The sequence below is a fragment of the Parahoeflea olei genome, assembly GCF_001703635.1.
In the GTDB taxonomy this organism is placed as follows: domain Bacteria; phylum Pseudomonadota; class Alphaproteobacteria; order Rhizobiales; family Rhizobiaceae; genus Hoeflea; species Hoeflea olei.
Window position 1 is genome coordinate 72,403 of the sequence record NZ_LQZT01000007.1, and the last position, 20,553, is coordinate 92,955.

At 65.7% G+C, this 20,553-nt stretch carries 20 protein-coding genes and 1 CRISPR repeat array; of the genes, 18 read left to right on the top strand and 2 right to left on the bottom strand.

Features of this window, described 5'->3' with window-relative positions:
* Positions 1-24 precede the first annotated feature (24 nt).
* Positions 25-1,503 carry a class I adenylate-forming enzyme family protein gene (locus tag AWJ14_RS06825; protein ID WP_066176699.1) on the top strand — a complete coding sequence of 493 codons (1,479 nt, stop codon included), beginning with the start codon at positions 25-27 and terminating at the stop codon, positions 1,501-1,503.
* A complete protein-coding gene (locus AWJ14_RS06830; protein WP_083220109.1) occupies positions 1,500-2,666 on the top strand; it encodes a thiolase family protein in 1,167 nt (388 codons plus the stop codon). The genes AWJ14_RS06825 and AWJ14_RS06830 overlap by 4 nt, the downstream gene beginning before the upstream one ends.
* Before the next feature lie 286 nt (positions 2,667-2,952).
* Here the strand turns inward: AWJ14_RS06830 and AWJ14_RS06835 are convergent, their stop codons facing one another.
* Positions 2,953-3,615 carry a GntR family transcriptional regulator gene (locus tag AWJ14_RS06835; RefSeq protein WP_066176704.1) on the bottom strand — a complete coding sequence of 221 codons (663 nt, stop codon included), beginning with the start codon at positions 3,613-3,615 and terminating at the stop codon, positions 2,953-2,955.
* A gap of 114 nt (positions 3,616-3,729) precedes the next feature.
* Between AWJ14_RS06835 and AWJ14_RS06840 the strand changes: the two genes are divergently transcribed.
* The 16 genes from AWJ14_RS06840 to cas2 all read left to right on the top strand — a co-directional run bounded on the left by AWJ14_RS06840 (position 3,730) and on the right by cas2 (position 18,811).
* Positions 3,730-4,266 carry a TRAP transporter small permease gene (locus tag AWJ14_RS06840; protein WP_139112557.1) on the top strand — a complete coding sequence of 179 codons (537 nt, stop codon included), beginning with the start codon at positions 3,730-3,732 and terminating at the stop codon, positions 4,264-4,266.
* Between the two features lie 3 nt (positions 4,267-4,269).
* Positions 4,270-5,556 (top strand): TRAP transporter large permease, encoded by a 1,287-nt coding sequence (locus AWJ14_RS06845; RefSeq protein ID WP_066176708.1) that lies wholly within the window; start codon positions 4,270-4,272, stop codon positions 5,554-5,556.
* Between the two features lie 19 nt (positions 5,557-5,575).
* Complete coding sequence (locus tag AWJ14_RS06850) at positions 5,576-6,595, top strand: DctP family TRAP transporter solute-binding subunit (protein ID WP_066176709.1); 1,020 nt, start codon at positions 5,576-5,578, stop codon at positions 6,593-6,595.
* 21 nt (positions 6,596-6,616) lie between these two features.
* Positions 6,617-7,582: a C-terminal binding protein gene (locus tag AWJ14_RS06855; RefSeq protein ID WP_066176710.1), complete on the top strand. Its 966-nt coding sequence runs from the start codon at positions 6,617-6,619 to the stop codon at positions 7,580-7,582.
* A 129-nt stretch (positions 7,583-7,711) separates the two neighbouring features.
* Positions 7,712-8,362, top strand: a complete 651-nt coding sequence (locus AWJ14_RS06860) for an RraA family protein (protein WP_066176712.1) — start codon at positions 7,712-7,714, stop codon at positions 8,360-8,362.
* 63 nt (positions 8,363-8,425) lie between these two features.
* Entirely contained in the window at positions 8,426-9,340 is a 915-nt protein-coding gene (locus AWJ14_RS06865; RefSeq protein ID WP_066176714.1) for a sugar kinase, read from the top strand.
* A 2-nt stretch (positions 9,341-9,342) separates the two neighbouring features.
* Positions 9,343-10,047 carry an SDR family NAD(P)-dependent oxidoreductase gene (locus AWJ14_RS06870; protein WP_066176797.1) on the top strand — a complete coding sequence of 235 codons (705 nt, stop codon included), beginning with the start codon at positions 9,343-9,345 and terminating at the stop codon, positions 10,045-10,047.
* Positions 10,048-10,058: 11 nt separating this feature from the next.
* Positions 10,059-10,586, top strand: coding sequence for a 2,4'-dihydroxyacetophenone dioxygenase family protein (locus AWJ14_RS06875; RefSeq protein WP_066176716.1), 528 nt, complete (start codon positions 10,059-10,061; stop codon positions 10,584-10,586).
* A 261-nt stretch (positions 10,587-10,847) separates the two neighbouring features.
* Positions 10,848-11,756 (top strand): CRISPR-associated endonuclease Cas3'' (locus tag AWJ14_RS22735; RefSeq protein WP_245304157.1); only part of this gene is annotated, 909 nt, incomplete at its 3' end.
* Positions 11,757-12,184: 428 nt separating this feature from the next.
* Positions 12,185-13,111 (top strand): hypothetical protein, encoded by a 927-nt coding sequence (locus AWJ14_RS23090; RefSeq protein WP_425349615.1) that lies wholly within the window; start codon positions 12,185-12,187, stop codon positions 13,109-13,111.
* A 303-nt stretch (positions 13,112-13,414) separates the two neighbouring features.
* Positions 13,415-14,107 (top strand): type I-C CRISPR-associated protein Cas5c, encoded by a 693-nt coding sequence (gene cas5c, locus AWJ14_RS06885; protein WP_066176718.1) that lies wholly within the window; start codon positions 13,415-13,417, stop codon positions 14,105-14,107.
* Positions 14,104-15,855 (top strand): type I-C CRISPR-associated protein Cas8c/Csd1, encoded by a 1,752-nt coding sequence (cas8c, locus tag AWJ14_RS06890; protein ID WP_066176720.1) that lies wholly within the window; start codon positions 14,104-14,106, stop codon positions 15,853-15,855. The genes cas5c and cas8c overlap by 4 nt, the downstream gene beginning before the upstream one ends.
* Entirely contained in the window at positions 15,852-16,805 is a 954-nt protein-coding gene (gene cas7c / locus AWJ14_RS06895; protein WP_066176722.1) for a type I-C CRISPR-associated protein Cas7/Csd2, read from the top strand. The genes cas8c and cas7c overlap by 4 nt, the downstream gene beginning before the upstream one ends.
* A gap of 3 nt (positions 16,806-16,808) precedes the next feature.
* Complete coding sequence (gene cas4, locus AWJ14_RS06900) at positions 16,809-17,480, top strand: CRISPR-associated protein Cas4 (RefSeq protein WP_066176724.1); 672 nt, start codon at positions 16,809-16,811, stop codon at positions 17,478-17,480.
* On the top strand, positions 17,477-18,511 hold the full coding sequence (gene cas1c, locus AWJ14_RS06905; protein WP_066176725.1) for a type I-C CRISPR-associated endonuclease Cas1c: 1,035 nt from the start codon (positions 17,477-17,479) through the stop codon (positions 18,509-18,511). Before cas4 ends, cas1c begins: the two co-directional genes overlap by 4 nt.
* Positions 18,512-18,520: 9 nt before the next feature.
* The gene (cas2, locus tag AWJ14_RS06910) at positions 18,521-18,811 is read left to right on the top strand and encodes a CRISPR-associated endonuclease Cas2 (RefSeq protein WP_066176726.1); all 291 of its coding nucleotides are present in this window, start codon (positions 18,521-18,523) and stop codon (positions 18,809-18,811) included.
* A 204-nt stretch (positions 18,812-19,015) separates the two neighbouring features.
* Positions 19,016-20,029: a CRISPR direct-repeat array (repeat unit 31 nt; unit sequence GTCGCCCCTTCACGGGGGCGTGGATCGAAAC).
* A gap of 388 nt (positions 20,030-20,417) precedes the next feature.
* Here the strand turns inward: cas2 and AWJ14_RS22970 are convergent.
* Positions 20,418-20,546 carry a zinc-binding dehydrogenase gene (locus AWJ14_RS22970; protein WP_280949303.1) on the bottom strand — a complete coding sequence of 43 codons (129 nt, stop codon included), beginning with the start codon at positions 20,544-20,546 and terminating at the stop codon, positions 20,418-20,420.
* Positions 20,547-20,553 lie beyond the last annotated feature (7 nt).

A 20,553-nucleotide genomic window follows, 5' to 3' on the forward strand; every position in this document is an offset into this window, starting at 1 on the left:
CGGCCGCCACGTTTAGGACGCCCCATGATCTCGATAAAGGAACTGCTCGACAACGCCCGCAAGCATGACGGCCGCACGGCGCTGGTGGTCTCGGGCGAGGCGATCACCTATCGCGAGCTGCGCGCGCGGGTTCTTGCAGGCGCGGCGGCGCTCGACCGGATCGTCGAGCCGGGGCAGCGGGTCGCGCTGCTGTGCACCAATTCCTGCGCCTATATCTGGGCCTCGCTTGCCATCGAGCTGATGGGCGCGATCCGCGTGCCGATCAACATCAAGGCCTCGCGCAGCGAGATCGGCAAGATCCTTGCCGACTGCAGCCCGGCGCTGATCCTTTATGAGGACGAGACGCGCCACCTCATCCCCGCCGGCGCGGCAGCACAGCTGCGGCATGTCGGCGAGCTCGCGCCGGACCTCGGCGCGGCCAAGGCTGAGTTTGCCGGGCGCGTCTGCGCGCAGGACATCTGCTCGCTCAATTACACCTCGGGTTCGACCGGCAATCCCAAGGGGGTCGTGCTCTCCCATGAGAACTGGTCGTTCGTCTACCTAAACATGCTGGTCGACCGCGACATCCGATCCGACGACAGGCTGGCCTTCATCGGCCCGCTCACCCATGCCGCCTGGAGCTATCTCTATGCCGGGCTGCTGGTCGGCGCGACCAATATCGTCTTTGCCGGCGGCGACACCGAGGGGCTGCTGGCCTATGCCCGCACCAACCCGGTGACCATCGTCACCTGCGTGCCCACGACCCTTTCGCGCATCGTCGAGGGCACCGCGAAGGACGATCTCCTCGTGCGCACGCTGAAATGGATCGGCATCGGCGCAGCGCCGGTGACCCAGGCACAGCTTGACCGCGCGGCAGAGCTGTTCGGCAATCGCATCGTCATCAATTTCGGCCAGACCGAAGCGATGATGACCTGCACCTATATGGACTTCCGAAACCATGGGCCGGAGCGGTTTCGCGCCGATTACATCGGCACGCCCTATGCCTTTGCGCGGATGCGCGTGGTCGGCAAGGACGGCAAGCCGGCCCGGCTCGGCGAGGTCGGGGAGCTTCACCTTGCCGGCTCGCACACGATGCAGGGCTACTGGAACCAGCCCGAGGCGACGGCCGCCACCATCATCGACGGCCATGTCGCCAGCGGCGATCTCGGCGTCGAGGAGGCGCCGGGCCTGTTCCGCCTGGTCGGACGCATCAAGGACATGATCATATCGGGCGGCTTCAACATCTATCCCTCCGAGGTCGAGGCGGTGGTGGCGAGCTTCGCCGGCATCAACGAGGTGGTCGTCGTCGGCAAGGACGACGAGGTCTGGGGCGAGAAGGTGGTGTGCTGCTACAGCGAGCGTGCCGGCGAGACGGTCGATCTTGAGGCGCTCAAGGCCTTCTGCAAGGAGCAACTGCAGATCAAGGCGCCAAAGGAATATCACCGGCTTGCGCCGATGCCGAAATCGGCCACCGGCAAGATCGACAAGAAGGCGATCCGCGAGATGGGGTTCATGCGCCCATGAGACGCATCCATGTCATGGCGATGGCGCGCACGCCGTTCGGCAAGTTCCGCGGCGCGCTGGCGGAACTCGACTCCATCGACCTGGGCCACCGGCTGATCGACGCCGTCGCCGCCCGCGATCCCGACGGCGGGATCCTGCCGGAAATCGTCTATGGCGGCGCCGGGCTGCTCGGCGGCTCGCACCTGACGGCGCTGCGCCAGAGCCTGATCAAGTCGGCCCTGCCGGACACGACGCCCTCGCAGGGGGTCGATCGCGCCTGTTGCTCCGGCATGACCGCGATCGCATCGGCCGCTGCCCATCTGCGCGCCGGCCAGGGAGACAAGGCGCTCGCCATAGGCGTCGAAAGCCTTTCCAACACGCCAGTGCTGTTGCACCGCGGCAGCGAGCGCAAGATCAACAGCCTCGAGCTGATCGACCCGCTGCTGCTGTCCGGTTCCGTCAGCGAAAAGACCATCGCCCAATACACCTCGGAGGAGGCGCTCAAATGCGGCGTGGGACGCGCGGAGCAGGACCAGTGGGCGCTGGAAAGCCACGAGAAATACTTTGCCGCCAAACGGCGCGGCGCGTTCGACGGCCAGATCGTGCCGCTCCGGATCGGCGACACGGTGGTCACGGACGACGAGGGACCGCGCGAGACCTCGAGCCTTGCCAGGCTCGCCGCGCTGCCGACGGTGAACGGCGCGGCCACGATCACCGCCGGCAATGCGCCCGGCCTCTCGGACGGCGCCGCGGGTCTCGTGCTCGTCGGCGGCGAGGACGCTGCGCCGAAGGGCGCGCTGGCCGAGATCGTCGACTGGGTCCAGCTTGCAGGCGACCTTCAGAGCGGCACCTCGATCCCCGCCGCCTGCATCGCACGGCTTCTGGAGCGCAACCGGCTTGCCCTGCACGACATCGACGTGATCGAGATCAACGAAGCCTTCGCTGCCACGCCGCTGGTCAGCGCCACGGTGATGGCGAACCGGCTGGGGGCCGACCCGAGCCGGTTGCGCGACCGCATCAACGCCTGGGGCGGCTCGGTCGCGATCGGTCATCCGCTCGGCGCGAGCGGCATCCGCATCGTGATGCAGGCGATCGACCGGTTGCGCGAACGCGGCGGCGGCATCGCGGTCTGTGCGATCTGCGGCGGCTTCGGCCAGGGCGAAGCGGTGCTGCTGCGGCTTTAGGCGCCCCGCAAAGGCTGCCCCGCAGGTACTGCCGGCAGACAGGATGCATGAGGCCGCTTGGCGCAGGCGGCGCGAGGAGCGTTGCCTGCACCCATTCGCTTTCGAGAGGCGAGAACCTTCGGTGTCTTGAGCGTTTGGCGTGCGGACGGGTCGCGGTTTGCCGTGTCGCCGACCGCATGGCGGTAATCGCGATCACGTGAATGCCGGAGCGCACCACACTCGGTGCGGATGCGGAAGGGGGGAGAGTGTGGCGGCGAGATCATGCAGGCCCGGCAGGGCCCGGCGGTCAACCAGCGTCCTTGGTCGCCACGTTCCAGTAGGAGCCTTCCTTGCGGTCGATATGCATGCGCAGGATCGCCAGGGCCGTATCCGTGTCACTCTTGCCGACCGCGTCGGCGATCTCGATGTGCTCGCGAAAGGATTTGGCCATGTGATCGGGGTGCCGCCCCAGCCGGTTGCGCAGCGAGGCCATCTTCTGGGCGATCGCCTGATAGGCGTCATCGAGAAACCGGTTTCCGGAACAATCGAAGAAATGCTGGTGGAACTCGGTATCGAGCGCCAGGTAACCCGACACATCGTCGTTCTCGCGGGCAATCGTCATCTTCGCGGTGCAGCTTCTCAAGCGTTCCAGGAGCAAACCGGAATTGGTGCGAATCGCCTCCTTCAGCGCCGCGGTCTCGAGACAGACACGGGCGTCGCAGAGCTTGGCCACTTCTTCGGGCGCGAGGCAGAACACGAAGGTTCCCTTCTGCGGCTCGACCTTGAGCAAACCCTCCATTTCCAAGCGGTTCATGGCCTCGCGCACGGGCGTGCGGCTCACGCCCAGTTCGGTGGCAACCCGGACTTCGGAGATGTGTTCGCCGAGATCCAGCCTGCCGCTGACGATCCAGTCCCTGATGGTCCCGGTGACCAGTTCGGTCAGGGATTTCGGACGTTCCAATGGTTTCATTGCTTCACTCTCCACAACCCACACCTAGCAAACATGTAGCTGGCATACAACATACAGGATTGACGGCTTGGCATACTGTATGCCAGTTTGCGCGCCATTGGGAGGTAGGCCGCATTGAACTTGCGTCGCATGGAAGCCGTGATCGTCGAGATGAACCGCATTCTGGTGGCTGCGGTGCTCGCGATCGTGTTCGCAATCGTCTTCATGAATGTCGTCGGACGCTACGGATTCTCGCATTCCTATGCTTGGGTCGAGGAAGCGGCGCGGCACCTGATGATCCTCGGCGCCTTCGCCGGCGCGGGCCTCGCCCTGCGGGAAGGACGCCTGGTCGCGATCGTCGCCGTCGTCGACATGGTGCCCGCGGCACTGGCCCGGCCGATCCGCTGGATCATCGTCGCCATCATGTTCGCCTTCATGGCGACCATGATGTGGCTCGGCATCCGCTTCGTCGAGTTCGGCTGGAGCAAGCAGACGATGTCGACCGGCATGTCGCGCGGCATTCCCTATCTGTCGATTCCCATCGGCTGCGGCCTGTTCCTGGTTCAGCTCCTGTTCTTCGCACGGCGCTTCGTGGCCGAGGATTTCGACGTCGACGGCAGCGACCTCGACGCAGGCGTCGCATCCGGGCGCGCAACGGACACGGAGGCCTGAGCCATGGCGAAGACGCTGATCATCCTGTTTTTCGCCACCCTGATCCTCGGCGTGCCGGTCGCCTTCACCATGGGCATCGCCGGAATGGTCGCCGTCTTCCTCGACGGTTCGCTCAATCCGCTGGTCGCCACGCAACGCATGTTCGCCGGCATCGACAGCTTTCCGTTGATGGCCGTGCCGTTCTTCATTCTCGCTTCGGAACTGATGACCGCCTGCGGTCTGACGCGCTCGCTGCTGAGCTTCGCCAATGCGCTGGTCGGGCACCTGCGCGGCGGGCTCGGCCACGTCAACATCCTGGTCTCGATGCTGTTTGCGGGCATCAGCGGCTCGGCGCTGGCCGATGCCGCGGGCCCCTCCGCGATCGTCATGCGGATGATGCGCGAGGCGGGCTACGACAAGAACTATGCGGGCGCGCTTTCGGCCGCGACCGCGACCATCGGGCCGATCATTCCGCCCTCGATCCTTGCCGTCATCTTCGCCATCTCGACCAGCGGCGTGACCGTGGCCGGCCTGTTCCTGGCAGGCATCGTGCCGGGCATCCTGCTGGGGCTGTCGCTCGCCGTCGCCAACCACGTCATTTCCATCCGGAACGGCTATCGCGGCCGCGAGGACCGGGCGAGCATGAAGGAACTGGCGGACACCACGCTTGCGGCGCTGCCGGCGATCATCATGCCGGCCATCATCCTCGGCGGCATCCTGCTCGGCATCTTTACCCCGACAGAGGCTGGCGCGGTGGCTTCCGCCTATGCGCTGCTCCTCGGGCTGGTGCTGCGCTCCTTCACCTTCCGCGGCGTCTATGCCGCGTTCGTTCGCGCCGCCGTGGTCACCTCGTCGGTGTTCCTGATCGTGGCGCTGGCATCGATCTTCGCCTGGCTCTTGACCTATCTGCAGATCCCGCAGCAGCTTGCCGCGGCGATCTCCACCATCACCGACAGCCGGCTCGGCACGCTTTTCATCCTTGCCGGCTTCGCGCTGATCTGCGGCTTCTTCATCGACACGCTGCCGGCCCTGATCATCCTCACGCCGATCCTCGGCCCGATCGCCTATTCGGCCGGCGTCGATCCGCTGCAGTTCGGCATGATGCTGGTTCTCAACCTGACCATCGGCATGATCACGCCGCCGGTCGGGCCCGTCCTCTTCGTCATTTCCGCAGTCGGACGGCTGCGCCTCGAAGCGCTTTCCAAGGCTGTTCTGCCGCTGCTGCTGGCAGAACTTCTCGTGCTGCTCATGGTCATCCTGGTGCCCGGCGTCAGCACGTTCGTCCCCAACCTTTTTGGATTTGCCAACTGACATGAGAAGGAGGAACTTTATGAAATCCATGTCAAAATGCCTGGCGGCGACGGCGGCGATCGCCGTGCTTGCCACCGCCTCCGCGGCTTCGGCCAAGGAACTCAAATACGCCCACTTCCAGTCCGCCGACCTCAGTTCGCCAAAGCATGCGGCCGCGCTCGCCTTCGAAAGCTGCGTCGAGGGCAAGACCGCCGGCTCGATCGACGTCCAGATCTATCCCGCCGGACAGCTGGCCGGCGACAACGAGGTGATGGAAGGCCTCGAACTCGGCACGATCCAGATGGCGGTCGTGCATGACGGCCCGATTTCGGCCACCTACAAGCCGTTCTCGGCGCTCGCCCTGCCCTATCTGTTCGACGACCAGGCCATGGCCTGGGCGGTGATGGACGGCGAGTTCGGCAAGGAAATGGCCGAGGACATGCTGGCCAAGACCGGCATCCGCATGTTCGGCGTCGCCGACAACGGCGTGCGCAACTTCACCAACAATGTGCGCCGGGTCGCCGAACCCAAGGACATGCAAGGCCTGAAGCTGCGGGTGATGTCGGCGCCGGTCTGGGTCACGCTCGTGGAAAGCCTCGGCGCCTCGGCCACCCCCGTGCCATGGCCGGAACTGCCCGGCGCGCTGCAGCAGGGCGTGGTCGACGGCCAGGAGAACGGCGTGACCAACATCGTCAACGCCTCGCTCTACCAGAACCAGAAATACGTCACGCTCGACGGCCATGTCTTCAGCTGGCACGCCTACCTGATGTCGGACGCCTTCTACGAAGGCCTGACCGATGGCGAGAAGACCGCGGTGAACCAGTGCGTCGAGATCGCCAAGGTGATCCACCGCGGCATGACCGCGGCCCAGGACGCCAATGCGAGCGCCATCCTGAGCGAAAAGGGCATGGAAGTCGTCCCGGTCAGCCCGGAGCAGAAGGCCATGTTCCGCGAAGCCGCACAGCCGGCGGTGCGCGAATTCGTGGTCGGCGAAGTCGGTGCGGAATGGCCCGACAAGCTCGACGCGGCGGTCGCCGCCTACCGCGACTCCTTCAAGTAACCGAGACGAAGAGGCCGCGTCATGGCGAATGCCGTTGCTGTTCTGGAACCGGGTTATGCGGACTACGGCATCGAGAAATCGGTGCTGTCCGGGCATGGCCTGAACGTGGTTCCGGTCGCTCCGCTTGAGGACGCGGCCTCTGCCCTGAAGGCCATCAATCCGCTGGGGGTCATGGTGCGCGAACGCACCGTGACCTCCGGCCTGATGGAGGCCTGCCCCGAGCTCAAGGTGATCGTGCGCTACGGCGTCGGCATCGACAATATCGATCTCGACGCGGCTGCGAAGCGGCGCATCTATGTGGCCAATGTGCCCGACTACGGCGCAGAGACCGAAGTCAGCGAACACGCGCTTGCGCTCTATCTCGCGGTCCAGCGCCGCATTCCCGGCCGCGACCGGGAGGTGCGCGCCGGGCAATGGGGGATCGGCCAGTCGGCACCGGTGCCAAGCCGCGAGAACGCCGTGCTGGGCCTGATCGGCTGCGGGCGCATCGGCCTGGCGACGGCCCGCAAGTTCCGCGCGCTCGGATTTGCCCGGGTCCTGGTGTTCGATCCCTATCTCGATGCCGACAAGGCCGCAGCCGAAGGGCTGGAGCTCACAGAACTCGAGACCTTGTGCCGGCTCGCGGACGTGGTCAGCGTGCATGCGCCACTGACGCCCCAGACGCACCGCATTCTCGGCGCCAGGCTGTTCGCGCTGATGAAGCCCACGACCATCGTCGTCAATGTCTCGCGCGGCGGGCTCGTCGACGAACCCGCCCTCGCCGAGGCGCTTGCCGAAGGCCGCATCTTCGGCGCCGGCATCGACGTGTTCGAGGAGGAGCCGGTGCGCCCCGACCACCCCTTGCTGCGCACGCCCAACACCGTGCTGTCGGACCACACGGCCTGGTATTCGGAAAGGTCGGTTGCCGTGCTGCAGCGCAATGCCGCGACCGAGATCAGCCGGGTTCTCTCCGGCGAACCACCCAGGAACTGGGTGAACAGATGGTGAGCCGCCGCCTCGCCTCACCCCCGTCAGCGGGAGAGGCCCCGGGCGCCGCTCCACGGCCTGCAGGCTCGCCATCGCGTCCGCACTTCCAGGCAATAGCCGTTTCAACCCAAGCTTCTGAAGGAAGAAGACATGACACTTGATGAACTCATCGCAGGTTTCCGCGAAGCCGCAACCGCATCGGTCGCCGACGCGGTCGACAAGGTCACCGGAAAGACCGGATTTCTGCCCGAGGCGTTCAAGCCGCGCATCAACGACCGCAAGATCGTCGGCCCGGCGGTCACGATCCTCGAAGGCCCGACGGCCGAATTCCTTCCGCCGCAGCACGCCATCGACGCCATCGACGAGGCCGAAGCCGGCTCGGTGATCGTCATCTCGACCAACGGCACCACCGATGTGGCGGTGTGGGGCGGACTGATGACCGCCGGCGCCGTCGCCAACAAGCATGAGGCCGCCGTGCTCGACGGCGGGTTGCGCGACATCGTCGAGATCCGCCGCGACTATGATTTCCCGGTCTATTCGCGCTGCGTCTCGCCCGGCACCACGCTCGGCCGGATTCGCACCCTGGCCTCCAATGTCGAGGTCGCCATCGGTGAAGTCATCGTCAAGCCCGGCGACATCATGGTCGGCGACATCGATGGCGTGGTCCGCGTGCCGCGCGACAAGGCCGAAGAGATCCTGGCGCTGGCGCGCGAGATCGACCAGCGCGAGGCCGAGCAGGCCCGGCTGATCATCGCTTCCGGTTCGCTCCGGGAAGGGCTCGCCAAGTACGGCCGCATCTGAAACCAATCGCTTGCCCGCAGGCTGTCGCGACAGCCTGCGGGTCCGCACCACAAGAGGACGACCATGACCACCGACATACTCTGCCTCGGCGAACCGATGCTCGAGTTTAACCAGCAGCCCGGCGGCAGCTATCTTCCGGGCCATGGCGGGGATACGTCGAACTGCGCGATCTCGGCCGCACGCCAGGGCGCCCGCGTCGGCTATCTCACCCATATCGGCGCCGACACCTTCGGCAATTCCTTCATGGAGCTGTGGCAGGGCGAAGGCATCGATACCTCGACGGTCAGGCAGGTCACGGACGCCCATACCGGCGTCTATTTCGTCACCCATGGCCCGAACGGGCACGAGTTCAGCTACATGCGGGCGGGATCGGCCAGCAGCCGGATGGCGCCCGAGGACCTGCCGCGCGATGCACTCGCCGCAACCCGGATCCTGCATGTGTCGGGAATCAGCCAGGGCATTTCCGCAACCGCCGCCGATACGGTGTTCGCGGCCATCGAAACCGTCCGCTCGGCCGGCGGCAAGGTCTCCTACGACACCAATCTCAGGCTCAAGCTCTGGCCGCTGGCACGCGCCCGCGCCGTGATCCACGCCGCCATGGCGCAATGCGACATCGCCCTGCCCGGGCTCGATGACGCGCGCCAGCTGACCGGCCTCGCAACGCCGGACGACATCGCCGATTTCTACCTGCGTCTGGGGGCGGGCATCGTCGCGCTCACGCTCGGGGAAGAGGGCACGCTGGTCGCAACCGCCGATGAGCGCCGCCGTATCCGCGGCCGCCGGGTCAAGGCGGTGGACGCCACCGCCGCCGGCGACACCTTCGACGGGGCATTCCTGGCGCGGCTGGTCGCCGGCGACGACCCGTTTGCCGCGGCCCGCTACGCCAATGCGGCGGCCGCTTTGTCCACCCAGGGCTATGGCGCGGTGGCCCCGATCCCCCGGGCGGCCGCGGTCGAAGCCTTTCTGAACGAGGAATGATCATGAGGCAGGCTGTTGTCATTGGCGGCACGCGCGGCATCGGCGCCGGGGTTGCAGAGGCACTGGTTGAGGCCGGATGGAGCGTGCATTGCACCGGCGTCGGCGATGACGAGGTTGGAGGCTTCCGGGCCAGCCACCCGCAGGCGCAGGCCTCCGTGCTCGATGTGCGCGACACCGGCGCGGTGCAGGCCTTCTTCGCCGGGCTGGAGCGGCTGGACGGGCTGGTCAACTGTGCCGGCATTCTCGATCGCGGCGGCGAATACGACATCGCTACCTTCGAGAAGGTGATCGACATCAATCTCAACGGCACCATGCGCGCCTGCGTCTGCGCCCATCCGCTGCTCAGGCAGAACGGCGGCGCCATCGTCAACACCGCCTCGATGCTGAGTTTCTTCGGCGGGCCGCTGGTGCCGGCCTATTCCGCCTCCAAGGGCGGCGTGGCGCAACTGACCAAGGCTCTGGCCGGCAAATGGGCCGCGGACGGCATTCGCGTCAACGCGATCGCGCCGGGCTGGATCGAGACCGAGATGACCACGGCGCTGCGCGCCGACCCCGACCGCAACAGGCCGATCCTGGCGCGTACGCCGCAGGGACGCTGGGGCAAGCCGTCCGAGGTCGGCGCGCTGGTGGCATGGCTGCTGTCGGACCAGGCTTCGTTCGTCACCGGCAGCGTCTATCCGGTCGATGGCGGCTATTCAGCAATGTGAGGAGATGAAAAATGCCCGTTGAAAAGAACGACAGCGATGCCCGGATGCCCTATCGGCTTCCCTTCCCCAAGGACGCGCTGCCCGAAATCGTCATCCCCAATGCGATCCCCACCGATGAGCGGATCTGGGTGCCGCAGGCCGAGAATGTCTGGTTCCGTCCGCTCTGCCTCAACCGCTCGCAAGGCTACTGGATGAACCTTCTCAAGGTCCGGAAATCGGGGCTGCTGTCGCGCCATCGCCATCCACAGGCCGTGCACGGCTGGGTGCTCAAGGGGCGCTGGCACTATCTCGAGCACGACTGGATGGCCGAGGAAGGCAGCTATGTCTACGAGGCGCCGGGCGAGACCCATACGCTGGTGGTGCCGGAAGGCGTCGAGGAGATGATCACCTATTTCCAGGTCAACGGGGTGATGCTCTATGTCGACCCCTACGGCAAGACCATGGGCTTCGAGGACGTCTTCACCAAGATCGACCTCTGCCGGAAGCACTACGAGGAGGTGGGCCTGGGCGCCGACTACGTGGACCAGTTCATCCGCTGAGGCACTACCTGCTGCGATCCATCATGGATCCGGTCCGGGCCGCTGTCGGCCCGGACTGGTTCGCGCGCACAAGCCCGGCGCACCGCCTGCAGTCGCGGCCCACCCCGGGACCGCTCCCTGTCGGGTTTGCGGCAGCATCGCGGCAGACCGCCCGGCGGCCGCTGATCCCGCGACGGGTCAGGCAAAAAATGTCGCATAGCGGGCATATTGCATTTCCGCAACCAGCAGTACACAGTGCGCCGACTTGGAGGCAATGCACTGATGGCGTTCCATGCACACTCCGGCACACGGGCAGACCGGTCCGATTGGCAATTGCTGCGCGAGCATCTCGAGAATGTCGCCCGGCTTGCCGCGGAGATGGCGGCACCGTTCGGCCTCGAGAAAATCGCCTACCTCGCCGGCCTGTTCCATGATCTCGGCAAATTCGACCCCGATTTCCAGAAGCGGCTGGCAGGCGCACAGATTGGCGTCGATCACTCGACCGCCGGCGCCGTCAAGCTGCTGGAGCTTGCGACAGGCCGCGACCGGGGCATGGCCGAACTCGCGGCCTATGCAATCCTGGGCCACCACGCCGGCCTGCCGGACCGGCTGAACGAGACCCGGGCCTGTGTCGATCGCCGGTTCGCGGAATTCGCCGACCGGCTCGACCCGCAGTGGCGGCAGGACCTGGAGATCGATGCAACCGGGCTGGTTCCGGGTTTCGCCGCAAGCTTCGGCCCGGATCGGGACAAGGCCGCCTTCCAGTTTTCCGTGATGGCGCGGATGGTCTTTTCCTGCCTGGTCGATGCCGACTTCAAGGATACGGAAGCCTTTTACACCCAGCTGGAAGACCGCCAGGCCGATCGCCACTGGCAAAGCCTGCAGGATCTGCTGCCCGTGTTCCTCGAAAGGTTCGATGCGCACATGGCAGGCATGGGACCAGGCGATTCGTCCCTGAACCGCCTGCGCGCCGACGTGCTCTCGCATGTGCGCGGCAGGGCCGGCGACAGGCCGGGCCTGTTCACGCTGACGGTGCCGACCGGCGGCGGCAAGACGCTCGCCTCGCTCGGCTTCGCGCTCGATCACGCGCGGCGTCACGGACATCGCCGCATCATCTACGCGATCCCCTTCACGTCCGTGATCGACCAGACGGCCGCGATTTTCCGCGACGTCCTGGGAGGTCAGCATGTGNNCATCACTCGGCGATCGACGAGGAGAGCTTCGATCCGGAGCGCCCGCGCGAGGCGCGCGACAAGCTGAAGCTCGCCATGGAGGACTGGGCGGCGCCGGTGGTCGTGACCACCAATGTGCAAGTGTTCGAGAGCCTGTTCGCGGCGCGGACCTCGCGGGCGCGCAAACTGCACAATATCGCCGGCAGCGTCATCATCCTCGACGAGGCGCAGACCATCCCGCGGCATCTGCTCAGGCCCTGCATGAGCATGCTCGACGAGCTTGCCCTCAATTATGGCTGCAGCATCGTGCTGTGCACGGCCACCCAGCCGGCGCTGGACCAACGCAAGCTGAAAGGCGGGTTGCCGCTGGACGGCCGCGAGCTGGCGCCCGATCCGCATGCACTCGCAAGCAGCCTGCGCCGCACGCGCCTTGTCCATTCCGGCCCGATGGACGACGAGGCACTGGTTGCGGCCCTGCGGACCGAACCCCAGGCACTGGTGATCGTCAACAGCCGCAAGCATGCCCTCGAGCTTTTCCGCGCGGCCGGAGCCGCGGGCCTTCCCGGCCTCGTGCACCTGACCACGCGGCAACATGCGGCGCATCGCCGGCTGATCCTTGCCGATATCCGCGAGCGGCTGCGCAAAGGCGCGCCCTGCCGCGTGATCGCCACCAGCCTGATCGAAGCCGGCGTGGATGTGGATTTTCCCAGGGTCTGGCGCGCCGAAGCCGGGCTCGACCAGATCATCCAGGCGGCCGGGCGCTGCAACCGTGAGGGAAAGCGGCCGCTCGAGGACAGTATCGTCACGGTGTTCCAGGCGCCGGACCACAAGCCGCCCGCCGAGATTGCCGGACTGATCGGCGACATGAAGCGGATGATCGACAGCCATGACGACCTGCTGTCGATCGAGGCCATCGAGGCCTATTTCGGCGAGGTCTACTGGCGGATGGGAGACCGGCTCGATGGCAAGGAAAGCTCCAAGGCGATCCTGCCGCGCTTCCGGTTCGGCCGCTTCGGCGGCCAGATGGAAACCGATTTCGCCTTCCGGTCGGTGGCCGAGGACTTCCGCATGATCGACAGCGCCATGGTGCCGGTCATCGTCGCCACCGACGACAAGGCCAAGCGGGCTGTGGACGAATTGGGGATTGAACACATTCCCTCTGGAAGACTCGCCCGGAAGTTGCAATCCTATATCGTGCAAACGCCCCCCAATGCACGGACCGCCCTGGTGCGCAACGGCCATGTCAGTTTTGTCCGGCCGGATCTGCGTGGCGACCAGTTCGCGGTGCTGAAAACGGAGAGCCTGTATCACCCCGATGTTGGGCTGCTGTGGGAGGATGCGGATTATGTGGCGACGGAAAATTCGATCGTCTGAAGAATGGGCGGCGGAGCGCTGGCTCCGCCGCCTGGGCTGAATTGGAAAAACCCCATCGTGAAGACAGTTTCTATCCACACCCAAAGAGGGAATCACGCAACAACTATATAGGCTCCAGATCGAGCTCAACCTCGATCTTCAAGGGTCCTACCCTGATACGAAGTGCATACCTTCGCCGTCTCATCGTGCGTTCCTCAAATTAGGTGACGCTATCTTATACGCATGATTCGAGCCGGATACAAGATATATGAATTGAAATTCACTTCGTGTAGACAGAAGGACTGATGAGATGAATGGTGTGTTATGACCTACGGAATTCGGCTGAAAGTCTGGGGCGCCCACGCCTGTTTCACCCGCCCGGAGATGAAGGTGGAGCGCGTCTCCTATGACGTGATGACGCCCTCGGCGGCGCGCGGCATCCTGGAAGCGATCCACTGGAAGCCGGCGATCCGCTGGGTGATCGATGAAATCCATGTGCTCGAGCCGGTCCGTTTCCAGTCGATCCGCCGCAACGAGGTCGGGCACAAGGCCCCGGCCGGCAAGATCAGGAGCGCCATGAAGCGTGGCGACCTGGGCGGCCTGCAACTGCGCGTCGACGAGGACCGGCAGCAACGCGCGGCCACGGTTCTGGTCAGGCCCGCCTATATGATCGCGGCGCATTTCGAGCTCACCGACAAGGCCGGACCGGACGACACCGAAGGCAAGCATCTCGACATCTTCAACCGCCGGGCCGCCCGCGGCCAGTGCTTCCACCAGCCCTGCCTCGGCACCCGGGAGTTCGCCGCCCATTTCGAGCCCGTGCCGCCGGACGCAACACCCCCTGAGCCCGAGGAGAAATCCGCGGATCTCGGGTTTGGCGCGCCGCGCGACCTCGGCTTCATGCTGTGGGACATCGACCACCAGGCAGAGAGCCGACCGTCGCTGTTCTTCCGGGCAACGCTCGACAACGGCGTCGTCCGCGTCCCCCCGCCCGGCTCGCCGGAGATCCGCCGATGAGTATTCTTGCGTCTCTGGCGAAGGCTTATGAGCGGTTGCCCGATGCCCCGCCGTTTGGATTCTCTTCTGAAAAGATCGGCGTGATCATCGGCTTGAACGAAGACGGAAGCGTCGCCAATGTCTCCGACTGGCGCGACGGCGAAGGCCGGAAGAAGCGGCCTCGGCCGATGCTGGTGCCGCAGCCGGTCAAACGCACAGCAGGGATCGCACCGAACACGCTCTGGGACAAGACCTCCTATGTGCTCGGCGTGACCGCCGGCGAGGGCAAGCGGACCGCGGAGGAACATGCCGCCTTTGTCGACCGCCATCTCGGCCTTCTGGAAGCGGAGACCGACCCCGGCCTGCTGGCGCTGCGCCGCTTCCTCGAAAAATGGACGCCGGATCAATTCGTCCCTCCGCTCTGGGACGACGATCTCAAGGACCAGAACGTGGTCTTCGCGCTGGAAAGCGACCGGCAGAACCACATCCGGCTGCATGACCGGGCCGCTGCCAGAGCCTTGTGGACGCGCCTCATCGCCGAGGGCAACGGCGCGGCGCAGGCCTGCCTGGTGACGGGCGAGCAGGGACCTGTGGCGCGACTTCACCCCTCGATCAAGGGCGTCCGGGACGCGCAGTCTTCGGGCGCGGCGCTGGTCTCGTTCAATCTCGACGCCTTCACCTCCTATGGACACGACCAGGGCGACAATGCGCCGGTCTCCGAGGCGGCAGCCTTCGCCTACACCACTGCGCTCAACCGCTTTCTCGAGCACGAGAGCGGCCACAGGATCCAGATCGGAGATGCCTCCACCGTGTTCTGGGCCGAAGCCGCGAACACAGCCACGGCAGCCGAAGCCGAAAGCCTGTTTGCTTCCTATTTCGATCCGAAAGCCGTGGAAGAGGACGCGACGAAAGCCATCGGCATTCAGCTCGAGCGCATTCGCAGGGGCGAACAGCTGCGTGCCATCGAGCCCGATCTCGCCGACACTGTGCGCTTCTACGTGCTTGGCCTTGCGCCCAATGCCGCCCGGCTCTCGATCCGCTTTTATTTCGAAAATGATTTTGGCGCCCTGACCCGGAACTACCAGGCTTTCGTCGAGGACATGCGCATCGAACCTCCGCCGCCGCGCGATCCCTATCCGCCGCTCTGGAGATATCTCTCGGAACTCGCGGTTCTCGGAAAACGCGAGAACGTGCCGCCCAATCTGGCCGGCGAATGGATGCGGGCGATCCTGGCCGGAACCCGCTACCCGCTGACGCTGCTCTCGGGCGTCCTCATGCGCATCCGCGCCGACGGCGAGGTGAATGCCTTGCGGGTCGGCATTCTCAAAGCACTGCTCAACCGAAACTTTGACAAGGAGGCTCCCGTGGCGTTCGACCCGGACAACACAAACAGAGGCTATCTGCTCGGGCGGCTGTTTGCGGCCTATGAGCAGGCGCAGACGGCCGCCTTGGGCTCCAGGGTGAATTCGACGATCAAGGACAAATACTACGGATCGGCATCGGCCCAGCCGCGAAAGGTGTTCGCGCTGCTGGAAAGCGGATCGGCCAACCACCTCTCCAAGGTCGGCAAGCAATCGCCCGGGCGAAAAGTGAACCTGGAAAAGCTGATCGGCGCCATCATGGAGAAAATGACGCCCGGCGACGACCCGTTTCCCGCATCGCTTCCCGCCGAGGACCAGGCCCTGTTCGGCCTGGGCTACTACCACCAGCGCAACGAGTTCTTCAAGAAGGCGGCAGAGCCCGCCAGCACCGGGGAGACAGACCAATGACCACGATCGCCAACCGCTATGATTTCGCCCTGATCTTCGAGGTGACCAACGGCAATCCCAACGGCGACCCGGATGCGGGAAACCTGCCGCGCCTCGACCCGGAGACCAACAAGGGCCTGGTCACCGACGTCTCGCTCAAGCGCAAGATCCGCAATTATGTCGATCTCGCCCGCCATGGCCAGGATGGCTATCACATCTATGTCGAGGAAGGCGCGATCCTCAACGAGAAGCACCGCCAGGCCTACAAGGCCCTGCATCCGGACGACGCCAAGCTGGACAAGGCCCCCAAGCTCAATCCCAGGGACGATGCCGAGGCGCACGATCTCAAGGCTTTCATGTGCGCGAACTTCTTCGACGTGCGCACCTTTGGCGCGGTGATGTCGACCGGAATCAATTGCGGCCAGGTCAAGGGACCGGTGCAGATGAGCTTTGCCACCTCGGTCGAGCCGATCATGCCGCTCGAAATCTCGATCACGCGCATGGCCGCGACCAACGAGGCGGAGAAGAAGCAGAAGGCCGAGGGCGACGATTCGAGCGACCGCACCGACAACCGCACCATGGGGCGCAAGCACATCGTGCCCTACGGCCTCTACGTCGCGCACGGCTTCATTTCCGCCAAGTTCGCCGCGCAGACCGGCTTTTCCGAAGCCGACCTCGAGCTGCTGTTCGAGGCACTCGCCACCATGTTCGAGCACGACCGCTCGGCCGCCCGCGGAGAAATGGCCAGCCGCAAGCTGATCGTGTTCCGGCACGACAATCCGCTCGGCAACGCCCCGGCGCACACGCTGTTCGAGCGGGTGAGGATCGGCCGGGCGATCGATGGCGAATTCCGCGCGATCGACGACAGGGGCATCGGCAATGCGCCGCCGGCCCGCAAATTCTCCGACTACAGGATCGAGATCGACCGCGACAACCTGCCCGCCGGCATCGAGATCATCGAGAAGCTGTGAGCCATGGCCGCGCATGCTGACGGGGCGACGCAGGACGGCGACGAGCCGATCCCGCTGTCTGCCCTGCAGCACGCGGTCTACTGCCTGCGCCAGGCGGCGCTGATCCATCTCGAGCGGGTCTGGGCGGAAAACCGGTTCACCGCGGAAGGCCAGGTGCTGCATGCCGTGGCCGACAAGGGCGGCAGCCGCAAGGCGCGCGGCCTGCGCCGCGTCATGGCCCTGCCGGTGGCCTGCCGCCGCCTTCATATCGCCGGCGTTGCCGACATGGTGGAGTTTCACCCGACCGCTGATGGAGAAACGCCCTACCCGGTCGAATACAAGCGCGGCAAGCCGAAGCTGCACCGCGCCGACGAGGTGCAGCTCTGCGCACAGGCCCTCTGCCTCGAAGAGATGACCGGCCGGCCCGTGCCCGAAGGCGCGCTCTACTACGCCGAAACCAAACGCCGCGTTGCCGTTCCCTTCGATCCGGCGCTGCGCGCGCTCACCGAGGACACGGCCCAGGCGCTTGCCGAGCTGTTCGCGAGCAGCCGGACACCACCCCCGACCGCCAGGCGGGAGCGGTGCCGCGCCTGTTCACTGCGCGAGCTCTGCCGCCCGGACACAGTGGCGCGTCCGGCGACGGCATGGCGCAACCGCAGAGTGGAGCAGTTGCTCGCCGAGGAGACGCCGTCGTGAAGAAGCTGCTCAACACCGTCTACATCACCACCGAGGGCGCCTCGCTGCGCAAGGACGGCGAAAACCTGGTGGCCGAAGTGGAGGGCACCGAGCGCGCGCGCGTCCCGTTGCACATGCTGGCCTCGATCGTCGTTTTCGGCGGCATTTACGTCTCGCCTGCCCTGATCGCAGCCGCAGCCGCGGCGGGCATCACCCTCGTGCTGCTTGACCGCAACGGCCGCTTCCAGGCCCGGATCGAAGGGCCGGTGACCGGCAACGTGCTTCTGCGGAGGGCCCAGTACAAGGCCTCGGATGCGCCGGTCGAGATCGTCCGGTCGATCGTCATCGGCAAGGTGATGAACCAGCGCGCGGTGCTGATGCGCGCCCTGCGCGACCATGGCGACAGCTGTGCGGCGGCCGACAGCGAGGCGATTGCCGCGGTCACCGACCGGCTGGCGCGCATCGTTCGCCGGGCGGAGCGGGCCGACGACACGCTGGAGCAGTTGCGCGGCTCCGAGGGCGAGGCCGCCAATCTCTACTTTTCGGTGTTCGATCATCTGATCCGCGCGCCCGATCCCGAATTGCGCTGGACCGGCCGCTCCCGCCGCCCGCCGCTCGATCCGGTCAACGCGCTTCTGTCCTTTCTCTACACCCTTTTGACCCATGATTGCCGTTCCGCCTGCGAAAGCGTGGGGCTTGATCCCGCCGTGGGCTTCCTGCATCGCGACCGGCCCGGGCGACCGTCCCTCGCCCTCGACCTGATGGAAGAACTGCGCCCGGTGCTGGCCGACCGGCTTGCCTTGGCACTGCTCAACCGGCGGCAGTTGCGCGCCGGGGATTTCGAGACGCGAGACGGCGGCGCGGTGATGATGAGCGACGACGCGCGCAAGACCGTGCTTTCCGCCTGGCAGGAGCGCAAGAAGGAGGAGCGGCTCCATCCGTTCCTCGGGGAGAAGGCGCCGCTCGGACTGGTGCCCCATCTCCAGGCACAGATGCTGGCGCGGCATCTGCGCGGCGATCTCGACGCCTACCCGCCCTGGCTCTGGAAGTAGGATCCCGCCATGCTCGTGCTCGTCACCTATGATGTCCGGACCTCCGAGCAAGACGGCGCGCGACGCTTGCGTATGGTGGCCAAGGCCTGCCGCGACTATGGCCAGCGGGTGCAGTATTCCGTTTTCGAGATCGAGGTCGACCCTGCGCAATGGACGCGGCTGAAGGCCCGCCTGGAAGCCATCATCAAGCCCGAATTCGACAGCCTGCGCTATTACTATCTCGGCGCCAACTGGCAGCGGAAGGTCGAACATGTCGGTGCCAAACCGGCAACCGACCTTGGCGGCGTGCTGATCGTCTGACGGTCCAAAGGGTATCAGATTAAGCGGTGCGAACCTGAAGCGTGCCGCATAGCACCGGCATGTTCGCACCGGACCCAGCTCTTTGAAATCGTGAAGCTTCCCGGATTGTCCCGGCTCCCTCCGCGCGGTTCCCGAGCCGCAGCGACCGGCTTCGCGACCACGATCCCATTCCGTCCGCTCGCGCAATGGGTTAAACACCCCGGAGTCGCCCCTTCACGGGGGCGTGGATCGAAACCAGTGGGAAACGAGCAGCAGGATCGCAGCCTTGGTCGCCCCTTCACGGGGGCGTGGATCGAAACTCCCACAGGTCCCGCCAGTGACTGGTTCCGGCGCCGGTCGCCCCTTCACGGGGGCGTGGATCGAAACGAGAACGTGCCGCGGATTATGACGCGGGGCCGTGGGTCGCCCCTTCACGGGGGCGTGGATCGAAACTTCCGCCGGCACGGGCTCGCCCATGTAGCGCTTGGCGTCGCCCCTTCACGGGGGCGTGGATCGAAACCTTTCAATGCCGCGCACAATTGCGCTAAAGCGGCTGTCGCCCCTTCACGGGGGCGTGGATCGAAACCGCGGCAGGAGAATGGTCCTGGCCGGTGGCGCTGGTCGCCCCTTCACGGGAGCGTGGATCGAAACGCCAATAGCCGCGATGATCAGACGGGAATCCGTGCGTCGCCCCTTCACGGGGGCGTGGATCGAAACCGGCAATGGCCGATTTCACGTCGCGGATTGTCGCGTCGCCCCTTCACGGGGGCGTGGATCGAAACGGGTGCGCTCATGCCGCGTCCTCCCCGGCCGGGGGTCGCCCCTTCACGGGGGCGTGGATCGAAACGACCCGGCAGTCTGCGGCGTGTGCGCATGCGCCGCGTCGCCCCTTCACGGGGGCGTGGATCGAAACACCAAAGTTGCCGAGTGCGACTATAACCCCCGAGGTCGCCCCTTCACGGGGGCGTGGATCGAAACAGCGCCACGGCCGCCGCCGTGCAGCGCCGGGCGCGTCGCCCCTTCACGGGGGCGTGGATCGAAACTTTGACAACATGAACCGGGCCAATGGTGGCGGTGGTCGCCCCTTCACGGGGGCGTGGATCGAAACCTGGTCCTTTCCGGATGGCGGCAGCCATGATGTGGTCGCCCCTTCACGGGGGCGTGGATCGAAACGGCGTGCTGGCCGACGTGGTCACGCCGCCGCCACCGTCGCCCCTTCACGGGGGCGTGGATCGAAACTTGAGTTGTGGCGACAAATCGCCGACGATGGGGGAGCCGCCCATGGAGCGTGGATCGAAACTTTCAAAAGAACAACAAGAAGCGATTTTCAAACGGTCGCCCCTTCGCGGGGCGTGGATCACAACAGCAGGCATCGAGATCAAGGCCGGTTTGGGGCCGGGTCGCGCAGGTGTTGCGAACCGGCAGCGCACGGCGGCACGAGACCCGCAGGATGAGGCGAGGTTCTTGCAAGAACGGCGTGCGCTCGGATCGGCCTTGCTTGCGTTATGCCCCGATCGGCTTGATCTCCGGTTGCGCCACCGTCAGACAGACCGAAAAGCGTCTGGCACACCGAAATGATGGCTGTCTCCGGGTGCGGTTTGGCCTCAGCGCACACATCATTTGCCGCTCACGCTGACAGATCCGGAACCACCTTGCCGATCAATTTGTTCGATTCGACCATGTCATGCGCAGCGGCGACTTCGGCCAAGGGAAAGACGCACGAGACCTCCGGTGCGATCGTTTTGGCATCGAGCAACGGCCAG

Coding starts and splice junctions, on each gene's coding strand:
- AWJ14_RS06825 (WP_066176699.1), top strand. CDS start 25: ATGATCTCGATAAAGGAACTGCTCGACAACGCCCGCAAGCATGACGGC.
- AWJ14_RS06830 (WP_083220109.1), top strand. CDS start 1,500: ATGAGACGCATCCATGTCATGGCGATGGCGCGCACGCCGTTCGGCAAG.
- AWJ14_RS06835 (WP_066176704.1), bottom strand. CDS start 3,615: ATGAAACCATTGGAACGTCCGAAATCCCTGACCGAACTGGTCACCGGG.
- AWJ14_RS06845 (WP_066176708.1), top strand. CDS start 4,270: ATGGCGAAGACGCTGATCATCCTGTTTTTCGCCACCCTGATCCTCGGC.
- AWJ14_RS06850 (WP_066176709.1), top strand. CDS start 5,576: ATGAAATCCATGTCAAAATGCCTGGCGGCGACGGCGGCGATCGCCGTG.
- AWJ14_RS06855 (WP_066176710.1), top strand. CDS start 6,617: ATGGCGAATGCCGTTGCTGTTCTGGAACCGGGTTATGCGGACTACGGC.
- AWJ14_RS06860 (WP_066176712.1), top strand. CDS start 7,712: ATGACACTTGATGAACTCATCGCAGGTTTCCGCGAAGCCGCAACCGCA.
- AWJ14_RS06865 (WP_066176714.1), top strand. CDS start 8,426: ATGACCACCGACATACTCTGCCTCGGCGAACCGATGCTCGAGTTTAAC.
- AWJ14_RS06870 (WP_066176797.1), top strand. CDS start 9,343: ATGAGGCAGGCTGTTGTCATTGGCGGCACGCGCGGCATCGGCGCCGGG.
- AWJ14_RS06875 (WP_066176716.1), top strand. CDS start 10,059: ATGCCCGTTGAAAAGAACGACAGCGATGCCCGGATGCCCTATCGGCTT.
- AWJ14_RS23090 (WP_425349615.1), top strand. CDS start 12,185: ATGGACGACGAGGCACTGGTTGCGGCCCTGCGGACCGAACCCCAGGCA.
- cas5c (WP_066176718.1), top strand. CDS start 13,415: ATGACCTACGGAATTCGGCTGAAAGTCTGGGGCGCCCACGCCTGTTTC.
- cas8c (WP_066176720.1), top strand. CDS start 14,104: ATGAGTATTCTTGCGTCTCTGGCGAAGGCTTATGAGCGGTTGCCCGAT.
- cas7c (WP_066176722.1), top strand. CDS start 15,852: ATGACCACGATCGCCAACCGCTATGATTTCGCCCTGATCTTCGAGGTG.
- cas4 (WP_066176724.1), top strand. CDS start 16,809: ATGGCCGCGCATGCTGACGGGGCGACGCAGGACGGCGACGAGCCGATC.
- cas2 (WP_066176726.1), top strand. CDS start 18,521: ATGCTCGTGCTCGTCACCTATGATGTCCGGACCTCCGAGCAAGACGGC.